13 protein-coding genes are annotated in these 15,512 nt (G+C 71.6%); all 13 read right to left on the minus strand.

The features are described 5' to 3' along the window. Window positions 1-21: 21 nt before the first annotated feature. The 13 genes from ACU6WZ_RS09810 to ACU6WZ_RS09870 all read right to left on the minus strand — a co-directional run bounded on the left by ACU6WZ_RS09810 (window position 22) and on the right by ACU6WZ_RS09870 (window position 15,340). A complete protein-coding gene (locus ACU6WZ_RS09810) occupies window positions 22-1,191 on the minus strand; it encodes a glycosyltransferase (RefSeq protein ID WP_447032723.1) in 1,170 nt (389 codons plus the stop codon). After that, window positions 1,188-2,000, minus strand: coding sequence for a polysaccharide deacetylase family protein (locus ACU6WZ_RS09815; protein ID WP_447032724.1), 813 nt, complete (start codon window positions 1,998-2,000; stop codon window positions 1,188-1,190). The genes ACU6WZ_RS09810 and ACU6WZ_RS09815 overlap by 4 nt, the downstream gene beginning before the upstream one ends. Then, window positions 1,990-3,816, minus strand: coding sequence for a lipid II flippase MurJ (locus ACU6WZ_RS09820; protein WP_447032725.1), 1,827 nt, complete (start codon window positions 3,814-3,816; stop codon window positions 1,990-1,992). The genes ACU6WZ_RS09815 and ACU6WZ_RS09820 overlap by 11 nt, the downstream gene beginning before the upstream one ends. Further along, a complete protein-coding gene (locus ACU6WZ_RS09825) occupies window positions 3,813-5,111 on the minus strand; it encodes an O-antigen ligase family protein (RefSeq protein WP_447032726.1) in 1,299 nt (432 codons plus the stop codon). The genes ACU6WZ_RS09820 and ACU6WZ_RS09825 overlap by 4 nt, the downstream gene beginning before the upstream one ends. A gap of 2 nt (window positions 5,112-5,113) precedes the next feature. Next, the gene (locus tag ACU6WZ_RS09830; protein ID WP_447032727.1) at window positions 5,114-6,535 is read right to left on the minus strand and encodes an exopolysaccharide biosynthesis polyprenyl glycosylphosphotransferase; all 1,422 of its coding nucleotides are present in this window, start codon (window positions 6,533-6,535) and stop codon (window positions 5,114-5,116) included. Continuing rightward, window positions 6,532-7,713, minus strand: a complete 1,182-nt coding sequence (locus tag ACU6WZ_RS09835; RefSeq protein ID WP_447032728.1) for a glycosyltransferase — start codon at window positions 7,711-7,713, stop codon at window positions 6,532-6,534. Before ACU6WZ_RS09835 ends, ACU6WZ_RS09830 begins: the two co-directional genes overlap by 4 nt. 271 nt (window positions 7,714-7,984) lie before the next feature. Next, window positions 7,985-8,254 carry an STAS domain-containing protein gene (locus tag ACU6WZ_RS09840; protein WP_447032729.1) on the minus strand — a complete coding sequence of 90 codons (270 nt, stop codon included), beginning with the start codon at window positions 8,252-8,254 and terminating at the stop codon, window positions 7,985-7,987. A 120-nt stretch (window positions 8,255-8,374) separates the two neighbouring features. Continuing rightward, a complete protein-coding gene (locus ACU6WZ_RS09845; RefSeq protein ID WP_447032730.1) occupies window positions 8,375-9,652 on the minus strand; it encodes a thymidine phosphorylase in 1,278 nt (425 codons plus the stop codon). A 5-nt stretch (window positions 9,653-9,657) separates the two neighbouring features. After that, window positions 9,658-10,080, minus strand: a complete 423-nt coding sequence (locus ACU6WZ_RS09850; protein ID WP_447032731.1) for a cytidine deaminase — start codon at window positions 10,078-10,080, stop codon at window positions 9,658-9,660. Then, window positions 10,077-11,366, minus strand: coding sequence for an ABC transporter permease (locus ACU6WZ_RS09855; protein WP_447032732.1), 1,290 nt, complete (start codon window positions 11,364-11,366; stop codon window positions 10,077-10,079). The genes ACU6WZ_RS09850 and ACU6WZ_RS09855 overlap by 4 nt, the downstream gene beginning before the upstream one ends. Beyond that, window positions 11,363-12,475 (minus strand): ABC transporter permease, encoded by a 1,113-nt coding sequence (locus ACU6WZ_RS09860; protein ID WP_447032733.1) that lies wholly within the window; start codon window positions 12,473-12,475, stop codon window positions 11,363-11,365. The genes ACU6WZ_RS09855 and ACU6WZ_RS09860 overlap by 4 nt, the downstream gene beginning before the upstream one ends. Beyond that, entirely contained in the window at window positions 12,472-14,064 is a 1,593-nt protein-coding gene (locus ACU6WZ_RS09865; protein ID WP_447033961.1) for an ABC transporter ATP-binding protein, read from the minus strand. Before ACU6WZ_RS09865 ends, ACU6WZ_RS09860 begins: the two co-directional genes overlap by 4 nt. A gap of 235 nt (window positions 14,065-14,299) precedes the next feature. Then, window positions 14,300-15,340 (minus strand): BMP family lipoprotein, encoded by a 1,041-nt coding sequence (locus tag ACU6WZ_RS09870; protein ID WP_447032734.1) that lies wholly within the window; start codon window positions 15,338-15,340, stop codon window positions 14,300-14,302. Between the last annotated feature and the right edge of the window lie 172 nt (window positions 15,341-15,512).

The raw sequence follows: 15,512 nt of genomic DNA on the forward strand, positions 1-15,512 counted from the left end.
CGGTCGGCGCTGTCGGCTCGGTCATCGGCGTGCTCTCTTGATCGGGGGTGCGGGAAGGGTGGCGAGGGCCCCGGCGTAGACGTCCATGAGGCGGTCGCTGCTGCGGGCGATGTCGTAGTGGGCGACGGCCGGGGGTGGGACGCGGCGGTTTGCTGCGGCGTCGGGGCCCGGCGGCCGGTGCTGTTCCTGCCGGAGGCGCACGTGCGTGGCGAGTTCGGCGGCGTCGCCGCTGACCCGGGTGGCGCCCGGTGCGAGGCCCGCCGGCAGGTCGTCGACGGCGGGACACCCGGTGTGCAGTACGGGCAGCCCGGCGGCCAGCGCCTCGACGACCGCCAGCCCGAACGCCTCGTCGCGGGACGTCGAGACGAACACGTCCATGGCGCTGAGCAGCGCTGGGATCGCCGGCGGGCCGTCCGGGACGCCCGCGCTCGTGCACTCGCCGAGGAAGCGGATGCGGTGGGCGGCTCCGAGGCGGGCCGCGAGGGTGCGCAGGCGTTGCGCCTCGGGCCCGTCGCCCGCCAGCAGGAGCCACACGTCGGGCAGCGCCGCTACCGCGCGCACCAGCACGTCGAAGCGCTTGCCGGGGACGAGCCGGCCCACTCCCCCGGCCACGAAGGCGTCCTCGGGCACCCCGAGGCGGGCGCGCGCCGCGAGCCGGGCGTCGTGATCGAAGCGGAAGCGGCCCGCGTCGATGCCGTTCGGTACGACGTGGATGCGCGCGGCGGGGACACCCCAGTCGCGCAGCCGCTCCGCGACTGTGGCCGACACCGCCACGGTCGCGGAGCCGAGCCGTTCGGTGCCCAGGTACAGCGCCCTGGCGCCCCGGGTCAGCGGGCGGCCCTCGATCTCGGCCTTCCCGAGCGAGTGCTCCGTCGCGACGGTGGCCCGTACCCCGGCCAGCCGTGCGGCGATCCGCCCGTACACGCAGGCGCGGTAGAGGTGCGTGTGGACGAGGTCGTACTTCCCGCGCCGGATGAGGCGGGTCAGGGCCGGCAGCGCGGCCAGATCCCGGTTCCCCTTCATCCCCAGGTGGGTGACGCGTACGCCGTCCGCGCGCAGGCCGTCGGCGACCGCGCCCGGGTTGGTCAGCGTCACAACGTCGCACCGCACCGGCAGGTGGCCGAGCAGCAACCGCAGTTGCTGCTCGGCCCCGCCGGTCCCGAGGCCGGTGATGATGTGCAGCGCCCTCATCGGCGGGCGCCGGACGCGTGGGCCGCCGACCGGCAGGCAGAGCGGAACCGCCGGTGCTTCGCCCACAGGCGGACGTCACGGTCGGCGTGGCTGATGTGCGTGCGGGGCAGGGCGTACTGCCCGAGGAGCGGGCCCGGATCGATCGCGAAGCCGTACGTGTAGCCCGCGTCGCGCACGGCGTCGGTGGCGCGCCGGTCGACGAGACCGTACGGGTAACAGAAGCCTTCCGGGGCGGTGCCGGTGATGTCCCGGATCAGGCGGCGGCTGCGGTGGGTCTCCTGCCGCAGCATCGCGTCCGACATGGTCGTCAGGCTCTGGTGGTACATGCCGTGCGAGCCGATCTGCATGCCCGCGCGGGCCACCGCCCGCAGGTCCGCCTCCGTCATCAGCGGCCTGCGCGGGCCGAGCGGGTCCCATTCGTTGGAGCCGCCGAGCCGGCCGGGCAGGACGAAGACCGTGGCGGTGCACGCGTGCCGCTGGAGCACCGGCAGCGCCTCGTGCAGGAAGTCGGTGTACCCGTCGTCGAAGGTCAGCCCGACCAGGCCGTGGGAGCGGCCGTCCGCGTGCGCGCGCATCAGGGTGCCGACGTCGACCCCGGTGAGTCTTCGGCGGCGCAGCCAGCCCAGCTGGTGGTCGAGGCGGTCGCGGGCGACGGTGATGCCGTACGGGTCGTCGGTCGGGTCCCCCACCGCGTGGTACATCAGGATCCACGGCTGGGACGGCCGGTTGTCGTGGGAGGGGTGGGCGCAGTGGGATGCGGGTCGGGGGGCGGGGCGTTCGGCGTTGCGGGTCGCCGTGTCAGCGGCCATGTTTGAACCTCTGTCGGGTGAGAGCCAGCAGGTGAACGACTTCAGGAGCTCTTACTGCGAGTCCGGTGAGGACGAATGTGGTGGGAACGAGAGCGCAGCCGACGGCCAGGCTCAGGAAGGGGTCGGCGATCGCCGGGCCCGCCGTCCATCCGGCGGCGGCGGCGGCCGCGGCGGCGGCGGCCAGCCGGGCGAGGGTCGCGCTGACGGCCCGGACCTGGATGGAGACCACCCGTGAGCCGAGGCCGCACAGGAGCAGCAGCGCCGCCGTGCTGACGCCGATGGCGTTGGCGGCGGCGATGCCGTGGACACCGAAGGGGACGACCAGGGCGGCGCCGGCGGCCGTGGTCACCAGCAGGCCTGTGCCCATGGCTGCGACCGGGTACCAGGTGGGCCGACCGGTGGAGAAGAACGGCCGGCTCAGGGCGCCGACCAGGCAGTGGCCGAGGAGGCCGGCGGCGTAGACGCGCATGACGGTGGCGGTGGTGGCGGTGTCCTGGGCGTCGAACGCGCCGCGCTCGAAGAGGGCTTCGATGATCTGCGGGGCGTATCCGAGGACGGCGGCGGTGCCCAGCAGGACGACCAGGCCGGCCAGTCCCAGATCGCGTTCCACCCTGCGCCTCGCTCCCTCCTTGTCCCCTTCGGCCATGGCGCGGGCGACCAGGGGATACGTGACCGTGCAGATCATCAGGGACAGCACCATCGGCATCTGCGCGACCTTCTGCGCGTAGTTCAGATGGGAGATGGCGCCTGCGGGGAGGGACGACGCGAGGAAGCGTTCCACCAGGACCTGGGACTGGCGGCTGACCGCGAAGAGGACGACCGGGGCGAGGACGGCTGCGCCTAGCAGGGGGGCGGTGGGGGTTCTCCGGGGGAGGTGGGGGGCGCGGGGGTGGGTGCGGAGGTTGGTGGGGGTTGGGGTGGGGGTTGGAGTACGGGTTGTGCTGGTCAGGCGCAGGAACGTGGGTAGTTGCGTCAGGGCCATGAGGAGGCTGCCCACGGCCACTCCGGCGGCGGCCGCGCGTACGCCCCACAGGGAGTGCAGGGTGAGCATCGTGACGATGATGCCGAGGTTGTACGCGACGTAGACGCCGGCCGGCAGGAGGAACTTGCGGTGCGCGCGCAGGGCGGCGCTGAAGTAGCCCGCGATGCCGAAGGTGAGGACCGTGACGGCGGTCAGGCGGGTGCAGTCGACGGCCAGTTGGGGGTTGCTGAAGCCGGGGGCGAGGATGCGTACGACCCAGGGGGCGCCGATGATCAGGGCCGCCGCCACGGTGGTCAGGACGGTGAAGAGGCGGGGCAGGGTGGCGCGGACCAGGGTGCGGACGGCGTCGTCCTGCTTGTGGGCCGCGCGGGCGGCCAGGGCGTGGCTGAACGCGGGGACCAGCAGCAGGGCCATCGCGTCCTCGATGAGCAGCGTGGACGCCATTTCGGGCACGGTCCAGGCGATCAGGAACGCGTCGCTCTCGGCGCTCGCGCCGAAGAGGTGGGCGATGGTCTGGTCACGGACCAGGCCCAGCAGGGCGCCGGCCGCGGTGAGGCCCGCGGTGACGGCTGCGGCGCGGGCCAGGAAGCGGCCCAGCTTGGGCGGAGCGGGAGTTGGGGCTTCGGGGGGAAGCGGGGCGCGGGGCTTCGGGGTCGGTGCCGTGCCGGGGCGTCTCCTCGGGCGCCGAACGTCCGGGGCGTCGGATAGTTCGGCGGTGTTGTGTTCGACGCCCTGCGGGGAGCGCCCCGACACGTCCCCTCCCGGCACCTCCGGACGCGAGGCCGGGGGTGCGGGGTTCGGGGTCGGGACGCGTGAGGCGGTGTTGTCGGTCATCCGGTGGTCGTCCTGTCGGCCAGGGCCCACCAGGCCGCCAGGCCCAGCACTACGCCGGTCAGCACCGTGGAGGGGCCGCCGATGTCGGCGTACAGGAAGTCGACCGTCAGCCAGATCATGAGGCCGGTGGCTGTCAGGGCGCAGTCCTTGTTGGTGGTTCGGGGGAGTTTGCGGAGCGCGCAGAGGATGATCGCCGACCAGGCGGTCGCGAAGGCGGTGAGGCCGATCAGGCCCTGCTCGCTGAGGATCAGGAGGTACATGTTGTGGGGGGAGAGCAGTGGTTGCTTCTGGAACGAGCGGCCCGCGCCTGCGGTGTCGCTGCCGGCGGACAGGGCGATGGACGCGTGGCCGTCGCGGTGGGCGGGGAAGCCCTTGAGGCCGACTCCGGTGGCCGGCTCCTCGCGCCACATGCTCTCCGCCGCCGTCCACATCGTGTAGCGGTCGGTGACGGACTGGTCGGGGGCTTTGGTCACTTCGGTGATGCTGGTGAGGCGCTGGGAGATCATTTCGGAGCCGATGCCGAAGCCGCCGACCAGGACGACCGCGATCGCGGTGAGGGCGGTCAGGGCGGTGAGGGCCTGGCGCAGGCCGGTGAGCAGGATGATGGCGAGTGCGGCGATTGCCGTGGCGATCCATGCCCCTCGGCTGAAGGAGAGGGCCAGGGGGACGAGGAGGGCCGCCGCTGTGGCGGTGGCGCAGGGGCGGAGCCAGGTGGGGGCGCCCTCTGGGGGGCGCAGGGCCAGGGCGGTGGCGGCCAGGACGCCGTACGCGACGACGGTGGACATGCCCATCACGTCGGTGGGGCCGAAGGTGCCGACGGCCCGGATGTCCTCGCCCATGTATGACGCCCCGGTGCCGGTGGCGTACTGGTAGACGCCTGTGGCGCCCTGGAAGAGGGCGAGAGCGATCAGGGAGATCGTGATGATTCTGAAGTCGCGGGCGTTGCGGAGCAGCACCACGACCGCCGTGGGGACGAGGACGAAGACCTGGAGGTAGCGGACGTATCCGGGGAGGCCCGCCGTGGGGTCGGAGGCCGTGATCGTCGCGATGGCGACGGCGAGGGCCGGCGCGCCGAGGATCAGTGCGGCGGCCGGTCGGAGTGGGCGGTGGCGCTGGTGGAGTACGCGGGCGAGGGCGAAGGTGACCAGGACGCCGGAGGCCAGGTCCGCGGGGGTGGCGGACTCCCCCTGGACGGGGGCCGCGAGCAGCAGCACGGTCGCGATGAGGGGCAGCAGCGGCCACCAGTCGCGCGGCCGTACGCGGACGTGCAACGCGGTGGTCGTCAGGACGGTCATGCTCAGCTGCCTCCGAGCCGGAACAGGGAAGTGGCGGTGCGCGTGAGGATGCACACGTCCTGCCACAGCGACCAGGTCTCGATGTAGTGGTTGTCGAAGCGGGCGCGGTCCTCGATCGAGGTGTCGCCGCGCAGCCCGTTGACCTGGGCCAGCCCTGTGATGCCGACGGGCATCCGGTGGCGGGCCTGGTAGCCGGGGTAGGTGTCGCTGAACTGCGTGACGAAGTACGGGCGTTCGGGGCGGGGCCCGACCAGGCTCATGTCGCCGCGCAGTACGTTCCAGAGCTGGGGAAGCTCGTCGAGGGACGTGCGTCGCAGGAGGTTGCCCGTGGCGCTCATGCGGCGGTCCAGGGCCACGCTCCAGCGGGTGGCGGACTCGTGCTCGTTCGCCGGGCGCAGCGTGCGGAACTTGAGCAGGGTGAAGGGCCGGCCGCCGCGGCCGATGCGCTCCTGGCGGAAGATGACGCCGGGGCCGTCGGAGAGGCGTACCGCCAGGGCGCACGCCAGCATCACGGGCATCGCCGCGAGGAGCGCCAGGGCGGCCAGGGCCGCGTCCATGGCCCGCTTGGCGACGCGGGCGAAGGGGCGGTGCGGCGTTGTCCGGAGCGGGCGTACGGCGAATCCCCAGAGGTGGTCGGGGTGGGCCGGGTCGTGGGGCTGGGAGCTGCCTGCGAGCCAGAGCCGGCAGTCGTGCTCGGCCAGCAGCGCGACGAGGGCGGCGCCTTCGGGGCCCTCGGGCGGGTGGGTGAAGACGGCGTGGCGCACGGAGTTCTGGATGACCGCGCGGGTGACGTCCTCATGGGTGGGGAGGACCGGCAGTTGGGCGGTGGCCGGGGCGGGGCCCACGTGGCCGACGGGGCGCAGGCCGTACTCGGCGCGTTCCTGGAGGGCGGCCGTGATCTGCTGGGCCGCCGGGCCCGCGCCCACCATGAGTGCGGACTGCGGGCGTTTGGTGGCGGATCTGCGGCGGGCGCTGTGGACGAGGCCCCGGGCAGCGCAGCCGAGCAGGGTCTGGGCGGCCACGGCGCCGGCCAGGGCCGGCAGGCCGAGGGCGAGGTGGGGGGCGTACGCCGCGAGGGCCTCGGCGGTGGCGTACCACTGGAGCAGGGCGAGCAGGAGCAGGGAGGGCAGCTCGGCGAGCGCCGACGGGGACAGGACCGGGCGGTAGAGACCGCGCCCGGTGTGCAGCACCAGCAGGGCCGCGGCGAGCGGGACGAAGGTGGCGGCGGGCCAGGTCGACGGGATCAGGGCGAGGGCGAGGGCCGTGGCGAGGAGGTCGGCTGCGACCAGCGCCGCGAGGGGGCCGCGGCGGCGGATGCGTCGGGAGGCGAGGGGGGCGGGCCGGCGGGTGGCCCGCCGTCTGGGGGGATGGAGTGAGGGGGTCCGTACGGCTGTGTCGGGCGCGAATGCACTCTCCGTCGTCATCGCTGGGTGCGCTTCCTCGTCAGGGGTCGGGGTCGGCAGAGAAGTTCCCGGTAGAGGCCGGAGACGGCCGCGGCGGTCGTCGTCACGTCGCAGGCCGACCGGGTGTGGGTCTGCGCCCCCCGGCCCAGGGCATCCCTGAGCCGGGGGGCGGTCAGCAGGGCGGTGAGCGCCGCTGCGAGGGCGGGTGGGTTCTCGGGGGGTACGAGGCAGTGGGCTTCGTGGCCGGGTGGCAGGCTCTCCCTGGCCCCGCTCACGTCGGTCAGCACCGCGGGTCTGCCGCAGGCCATGGCTTCGAGTGGGGCGAGGGCCATGCCCTCCCAGCGGGACGGGAGTACGGCCAGGTCGGCGGCGTACAGCCACGGTCGGGTGTCCTGGGCGGCCCCGGCGAACAGCACGCCGGGGCCCGCGAGTCCGGTCAGCCGGGCGCGGTCGGGGCCGTCGCCGACCAGGACGAGGCGGGCGCCGGGGACGGCGGCGGTGACCCGGGGCCAGGCTTCCAGGAGTACGTCCTGGCCCTTTTGGCGGCACAGCCGGCCGACGCAGACCACCAGGGGGGCTCCGGTGGGCAGAGCGGACAGCAGCGGCAGCGCGGCGCGGGCGGGCGCGCGGCTCGCGCCGTCGTCGGGGCGGAAGTGGCGCAGGTCGATGCCGTTGCGGATCACCGACCAGCGGGCGGCGATGCCGGCCTCCTGCCCCGCTCGGCGCTCGGTCTCGCTGACGCACAGCGTGCGGGCGCTCCACCGGGCGCCGTAACGCTCCCAGGTGAGGGCGAGCTGGGCCTCTCGGCCGCGTACCGCGTCGAAGGACCAGGCGTGCGGCTGGAAGACGGTCGGGACCCGTCCGCGTACGGCGAGCCTGCCGGCGAGCCCGGCCTTCGCGCTGTGGGCGTGCACGACGTGGGGGCGGGCCTGGCGGATCAGCCGGGCGGCGGACATGACTTCCCCGGCCAGGCCGGGCCCCGGCGCGCGGACGGCGGACCAGGTGTGGACGCGCGCACCGGCCTCTGCGGCCTGGGACGCCAGCGGCCCGCCGGGCGGGCAGGCGACGACGGTGCGCAGACCCTCGGCGGTCTGGGCCCTGACAAGGTCGGTGACAACGCGTGCGACTCCCCCCTCAACCGGCTGAACGAGGTGAAATACCGTCAGTTGGCTCTGATCGGTCCAGCGTCTTTGCAGCACGTGCGGCTCTCTTCGTACGTGGAGAACTGACCGAGAAAGCGACCGCGAATATCGGGCTTCGATTCATGAGACAAAATCAGGTGTGCACCTTGTCAGAAAGCCAGTTGGAAAATCAGGCAGAACGCGCCGGTACGACCATTCGGAGCCCGCGTCCGTACGGCCCAGCCCCGGCGGTGGCATGCCTGATCGGCCGTCTTCCGTTACCGCCGAAATACCCCATCGAGTGAGCGCGTCGAAATGATTACTTTTCAGTAGGGGGCCGCCGGATGGGCTAAAGGGAGTCGGCCAGGCCTACGAGGCGCAGGAGCAGCAGGAGGTCCTGGCGGGTGCCGTTCAGACGAATGCGACCGCCGGCTCTGCGGGCGGTGAGGCGCAGGCGGGCGACGGCGTCGACGGCGGTGAGATCGGGGTCGGTCAGGCCGCGGACGTCACAGATCACCTCGGTGACCCCGGTGCCGTACATCAGGTCGTCGAGGGCGTCGCACAGCCCCGGCACGTCGGCAGGTCTCACCCGGCCGGCGATGACGAGAACGGTCGGCATCGTGGCATTCACATGGGGGAGACCGGGTGCGGGGCAGGAACTCATCGGTGGACGCCCGGACACAGCCGAGCGGGGCCGGTGGAATCCACCGGCCCCGCTCGTCGTGCGTGCTGCTCAGGGTCAGGCGATGCGGCCCAGCACGATGGGGTTCGGGACGAACTCCGTGTCCTCGGCGGCGGTCAGGACGCCGCCGTCCAGGGCTTCGAGGGCGTACTCGAACTTCTCCGGCGTGTCGGTGTGCAGCGTCATCAGGCGCTGGCCCGCGGTGATCCGGTCGCCCGGCTTGGCGTGCAGCTCGATGCCCGCGCCGGCCTGCACCTGGTCCTCCTTGCGCGCCCGGCCCGCGCCGAGGCGCCAGGCCGCCACGCCGACCGCGTAGGCGTCGAGGGTGGTGAGGACGCCGGACGACGAGGCGTGCACGACGTGCTGCTCGCGGGCGCGGGGCAGGGCCGCGTCCGGGTCGCCGCCCTGGGCCGCGATCATGCGGCGCCAGACGTCCATCGCGGAGCCGTCGGCGAGCGCCTTCGCCGGGTCTGCGTCGGGCAGGCCGGCCGCGTCGAGCATCTCGCGGGCGAGCGCCAGGGTCAGGTCGACGACGTCCTGGGGGCCGCCGCCCGCCAGCACCTCGACGGATTCGCGGACCTCCAGCGCGTTGCCGGCGGTCAGGCCGAGGGGGGTGGACATGTCGGTGAGGAGCGCCACCGTGCGTACGCCGCTGTCGGTGCCGAGGCCGACCATGGTGGCGGCCAGCTCGCGGGCGTCCTCGATGGTCTTCATGAAGGCGCCGGAGCCGACCTTGACGTCCAGGACGAGCGAGCCCGTACCCTCCGCGATCTTCTTCGACATGATCGAGGAGGCGATCAGCGGGATCGCCTCGACCGTGCCAGTGACGTCGCGCAGCGCGTACAGCTTCTTGTCCGCCGGGGCGAGCCCGTCGCCCGCCGCGCAGATGACCGCGCCGGTGGTGTCGAGGACGTGCAGCATCTCCTCGTTGGAGAGCGCGGCGCGCCAGCCGGGGATCGACTCCAGCTTGTCGAGCGTGCCGCCGGTGTGGCCTAGGCCCCGGCCGGAGAGCTGTGGCACGGCCGCGCCGCAGGCGGCGACCAGGGGCGCGAGCGGCAGCGTGATCTTGTCGCCGACGCCTCCCGTGGAGTGCTTGTCGGAGGTCGGGCGGCCGAGCGAGGCAAAGTTCATCCGCTCGCCGGAGGCGATCATCGCGGCGGTCCAGCGGGCGATCTCGACCCGGTTCATGCCGTTGAGCAGGATCGCCATGGCCAGGGCCGACATCTGCTCGTCCGCGACCTCGCCGCGGGTGTAGGCGTCGATGACCCAGTCGATCTGCTCGGGGCTCAGTTCGCCCTTGTCGCGCTTGGTGCGGATGACGGAGATGACGTCCATGGGGTTCAGGTTCCTTCCTGGGGGCCGCGTGCCAGATGCTGCGGCCCGAAGGCGTCGGGGAGCATGTCGGCGAGGGTACGGATGCCCGCGGCCGTGTCGAGCAAAAGGGCGGGGCCCCCGAACTCGTACAGCAGCTGGCGGCAGCGGCCGCACGGCATCAGGGTCCCGCCCTGTCCGTCGACGCAGGTGAAGTGGGTCAGGCGGCCGCCGCCGGTGGCGTTCAGCTGCGAGACGAGGCCGCATTCGGCGCACAGGGAGAGGCCGTACGACGCGTTCTCGACGTTGCAGCCGGTGACGGTGCGGCCGTCGTCGACGAGGGCCGCGGCGCCGACCGGGAAACCCGAATAGGGCGCGTACGCGAAGGACATCGCCTCGCGTGCCGCCTTGCGCAGGGCCTCCCAGTCGGCGTGGTCCGCGGCGCCGGTCATTTGCCCTGGCCCTTGCGGTACCGCATACCGTCCGCCTTCGGCATCCGCAGGCGCTGCGCGGAGAGTGAGAGCACCAGCAGGGTGACGACGTACGGAGTGGCGCTCACGAACTCGGTGGGCACCGTGTCCGAGCCGAGGAACCAGACGAGTACGGCTGCGGCGATCACCGCGCTGACGGCGGCCTGCAGATAGCTCTTGCGGTAGACCTTCCACAGCGCGAGACCGGCCAGCAGGACCACCAGGAGCAGGAGCAGCGCGTGCACGGACTGACCGCCGGCCCGCAGTTGCAGGGCGTCGGCGAAGCCGAACAGGCCGGCGCCCATCGCGAGGCCGCCGGGACGCCAGTTGCCGAAGATCATCGCGGCGAGACCGATGTATCCGCGGCCGCCGGTCTGGCCCTCGTTGTAGATGTGCGAGGTGACCAGGGCGAGGAACGCGCCGCCCAGACCCGCCAGGCCGCCGGAGATGATGACGGCGATGTACTTGTACGTGTAGACGTTGACGCCCAGCGACTCCGCGGCGACCGGGTTCTCACCGCAGGAGCGCAGCCGCAGACCGAAGGTCGTCTTCCACAGCACCCAGAACGTGCCGGCGAAGAGGAGCACGGCCACGATCGTCAGCAGCGACAGGTTGGTGACGAGGCCGCCGAGGATGCCCGCCAGGTCCGAGACGAGGAACCAGTGGTGTTTCTCGATCGAGGCGAGCCAGTCGGAGAGACCTGGCACGGTGATCGAGGTGATGTCCTCGGCCGGCGGGGACTGCTTGGGGCTGCCGCCGCGTGCGGCCGCCTCACCGGAGTTGAACCACAGCTTGGCGAAGTAGGTGGTGACACCGACCGCCAGGATGTTGATCGCGATGCCCGAGATGATGTGGTCGACGCCGAAGGTGACCGTGGCGACCGCGTGCAGCAGGCCGCCGAACATGCCGCCCAGGATTCCGGCGAGCACGCCGATCCACGGGTCGGTCTGCCAGCCGGCCCAGGCACCGAAGAAGGTGCCCAGGATCATCATGCCTTCGAGGCCGATGTTGACCACGCCGGCCCGCTCGGCCCACAGGCCGCCGAGGCCGGCGAGCCCGATCGGTACCGCCATGGACAGGGCGGCGCTGATCTGGCCCGCCCCGGTGAGGTCCTCGGCGCCGGTCACGGCGCGCACCGCGGACAGGGCGATCAGGCCCGCCGCGATGATCAGCAGAATGACGGGGAAGGACAGGCGGGTGCGGCCGCCCTTGCCGCCGGACGCCTTCGGGGCGGCGGGCGGCGGGGTCGAAGTCGCCGTGGCGCTCACGCCGACACCTCCTGCTGGTCGGAGTTACGGGCCTGGTCGGCGAGCTTCTCGCCGACCTGCCGCTGCTGACGCTTGAGGCCGTAGCGGCGTACGACTTCGTATGCGATGACGACGCACAGGACGATCACGCCCTGGATGACGCCGACGATTTCCTTGTCGTAGCCCTCGAATTCGAGCTTGCCGGTGCCACGCTCCAGGAAGGCCCAGAGCACCGCGCCCAGCGCGATGCCGACGGGGTGGTTGCGGCCGAGGAGGGCGATGGCGATACCGGTGAAGCCGATACCGAGCGGGAAGTCGCCGCTGTACTCGAAGGAGTCGTTGAGCAGGGTCGGCATGCCGATCAGGCCGGCCATGGCGCCGGAGATCAGCATGGAGGTGACGACCATCTTCTTCACGTTCACACCGCTGGCCTCGGCCGCGGAGCCGGACATGCCGACCGTGCGGAGGTCGTAGCCGAACCGGGTGCGCGAGAGCGTGAACCAGTACGCGACGCCGGCGACGACGGCGACGACGATGAAGCCCCAGATCGGGGTGGGCGTGGTCGGGAACTCGAAGAAGCGGGAGGACTCGGGGATCGGGTCCGTGGAGATCTTCGTACCGGCCTCGTCGAGGCGGCCGAGGCGGCCGACCTGGAGGAGGTATCCGATGATCGCGGTGGCGATCGCGTTCAGCATGATGGTCGAGACGACCTCGCTGACGCCGCGGGTCACCTTGAGAAGACCGGCGATTCCGGCCCACATGGCACCGACGATCATGGCGGTGAGGATGATCAGCGGGATCTGCAGGAAGCCGGGCAGCGTCAGGGCGCCGCCGACCGCGGCGGCGAAGAAGGCCGCGAGGCGGTACTGGCCGTCGACGCCGATGTTGAACAGGTTCATCCGGAAGCCGATGGCCACCGCGAGACCTGCCAGGTAGTACGTCGTGCCCTTGTTGAGGATGTAGACCTGGCTGTCGGACTTCAGGCCGTAATCGAACATGATGCCGAAGGCGTTGAACGGCTCCTTGCCGGTCGCCGCCAGCACCAGGGCGGTCACCAGGAACGCGACGACGATCGCGAGAACAGGGGCCGCGAGCCCCAGGAGCAGCCGCTCCTTGTCGAACTTCTTCATCGGTCCTCTCCCCCGTCTGCGGGGTCAGTTGCGCCGTTGGCGCCGGCCGGCGCTTCGAGGTGACCGGAAGCCGCGCCGGTCATGGCCGAGCCCAGCTCCTCGGGGGTGATGGTGGCAGGGTCGGCGTCGGCAACGAGACGGCCCCGGTACATGACACGCAGGGCGTCGGACAGCCCGATCAGCTCGTCCAGGTCCGCCGAGATCAGCAGCACCGCCAGGCCCTCCCGGCGCGCCGCGCGGATCTGGTCCCAGATCTGCGCCTGGGCACCGACGTCCACGCCCCGGGTGGGGTGCGCGGCGATCAGCAGCCTGGGGTTGTGGCTCATCTCCCGGCCGACGATCAGCTTCTGCTGGTTGCCGCCGGACAGGGACGCGGCCGTGACCTCGATGCCGGGGGTACGGACGTCGTACTCGTGCACGATCCGCTCGGTGTCGGCGCGGGCCGCCTTGAGGTCAAGGAACGCGCCCTTGCTGTTGGGGCGTTCGGTGACGTGACCGAGAATCCGGTTCTCCCACAGCGGTGCTTCGAGCAGCAGGCCGTGGCGGTGGCGGTCCTCGGGGATGACGGCCATGCCGTCCTCCCGGCGCTTGCGCGTCGGGACGTGCGAGATGTCCTCGGTGCCCAGGGTCAGCACGCCGCCGTCCAGGGTCCGCATGCCCATGATGGCCTCGACCAGCTCCGACTGGCCGTTGCCCTCGACGCCCGCGATACCCAGCACCTCACCCTGGTGGATGGTGAAGCTGATGCCGTCGAGCACCGCGCGTACGACGCCGTCGGGGTCGGTCGCGGTCAGCGTCAGGCCCTCGGCCCGGAGCATCGGCACGTCGGTGACGGTCGACTCGCGGGTCTCCGGGGAAGGGAGTTCGCTGCCGACCATCAGCTCGGCTAGCTGCTTGGTGGTGACCGTCCTCGGGTCGGCGCTGCCGACCGTCGTACCGCGCCGGATGACCGTGATCTCGTCGGCGACCGACAGCACCTCGCCCAGCTTGTGGGAGATGAAGATGACGGTCAGGCCCTCGGCCTTCAGCTCGCGGAGGTTGTCGAAGAGCGCGTCGACCTCCTGCGGGACCAGAACGGCGGTCGGCTCGTCGAGGATCAGGATGCGGGCGCCGCGGTAGAGGACCTTCAGGATCTCGACGCGCTGGCGGTCGGCGACGCCGAGGTCCTCGACGTACGCGTCCGGGCGCACGTTCAGGCCGTACGCGTCGGAGATCTCCTTGATCTTCGCCCGGGCCCTGTCGCCGATGCCGTACAGCTTCTCCGAACCGAGGACGACGTTCTCGAGGACGGTGAGGTAGTCGGCGAGCATGAAGTGCTGGTGGACCATGCCGATGCCGCGGGCGATGGCGTCGCCCGGGTTGTTGAACGAGACCTGCTCGCCGTCCACCGCGATGGTGCCCTCGTCCGGCTTCTGCATGCCGTAAAGGATCTTCATCAAAGTGGACTTGCCCGCGCCGTTCTCGCCGACGAGGGCGTGGACGGTGCCGCGGCGCACGGTGATGTCGATGTCGTGGTTGGCCACGACTCCGGGGAATCGCTTGGTGATGCCGCGGAGCTCTACGGCATGGGGACTGCTGGACGCTTTGATGGCGCACTCTCCTAGGCAGGAGCGGGCAGGAGCGGGGGGCGGCGGTGGCGATGGGGGCCGGTGGTGGTGCGGGTGGCGGTGGTGCGGGCGGGTGGCGGTGGTGGCGAAAGTTACCGTGCCGGGCGGCGCGCTACGCGCGTAGCGCCACCAAAATACTGGACTGCCCGAGGCAGTACGTGAGTCGGGGCCCGCAGGAGTGGTGGCAGCCACCCTGCGGGCCCCGTCAACGAGCCGGTCAGGTCGTGGTCTTGACCTTGATGCCGCCGTCGACGATCTTCTTCTTCGCGGCGTCGATCTTGTCCTGGATGTCCTTGAGGTGGCCACCCGTCGTCGTCAGCGAGACGCCGTCCTTGGCCAGCGAGTAGGAGTTCACGCCGGTCAGCGGCTTGCCGTCCTGGACGGACTTGGACAGCTCGTAGACACCGGTGTCGACGTTCTTGACCACGGAGGTCATGATCGACTCGGCGTACTTGGAGAGCGCCGGGTCCTTCGCCTGGTCGGAGTCGACGCCGATGGCCCAGGCGCCCTTCTGCGCGGCCACGGCCTCGATCGCGCCGGCACCGGAGCCGCCCGCCGCCGTGTAGATGACGTCGATGCCCTTGTCGAGCATGCCCTTGGCCGCCGCGCGGCCCTTGTCCGGGCTGCCGAAGCCGGAGAGGTCCGAGCCGGTGGTCAGGTACTGGATCTGAACGGAGGCCTTGGGGTCGGTCTCCTTGACACCCTGCTCGAAGCCCGCGGCGAACTTCTTGATCAGCGGCAGGTCGACGCCGCCGATGAAGCCGATCTTGCCGTCCTTGGACTTCAGCGCCGCCGCGACACCGGCGAGGTAGGAGCCCTGCTCCTCGGTGAAGACGATGCTGTCGACGTTCTTGGCCTCGGAGACCGAGTCGACCAGACCGAAGTTGGTGTCCGGGAACTTGGCGGCGACCTTGTCGACCGCGTCCTTGTACGCGAAGCCGACGGCGATGACGGGGTTGTAGCCGCCCTCGGCGAGCGACGCGAGGCGGGTCTCGCGGTCGGCGGGGGTCTCCCCGGTCTTGGCGGTGAGCTCCTTGGTCTCGGCGTCGAACTCGGCCTTCGCCTTGTCCAGGCCGCGGGCCGCGGAGTCGTTGAACGAGTTGTCGCCACGGCCGCCGACGTCGTACGCCATGCCGATCTTGAGCTGGTCCTTGTCGGTACCGGTGCCCCCGGTGGACGACTCACCGCATGCGGTGGTGGTGAAAGCGAGGGCCGCGGCGATGACGCCCGCGGCGGTGATCTGAGATACCCGGCGCAAGAGGAGGGTCCCTTCGTGACTGACCGAAAGCGCCTCTTCCGGCGCTGGTTTCGCGGCGATCGTAACGCGCGTAGATGTCAGTTAAGGACGTGTTCATCAGTCGTTATCGGATCGTCGCGAAGAGCGCGAGACTGGCGCACACATTGCCCATACTTGCATAAATCGGTCACGC

Source organism: Streptomyces hypolithicus (genome assembly GCF_052934925.1).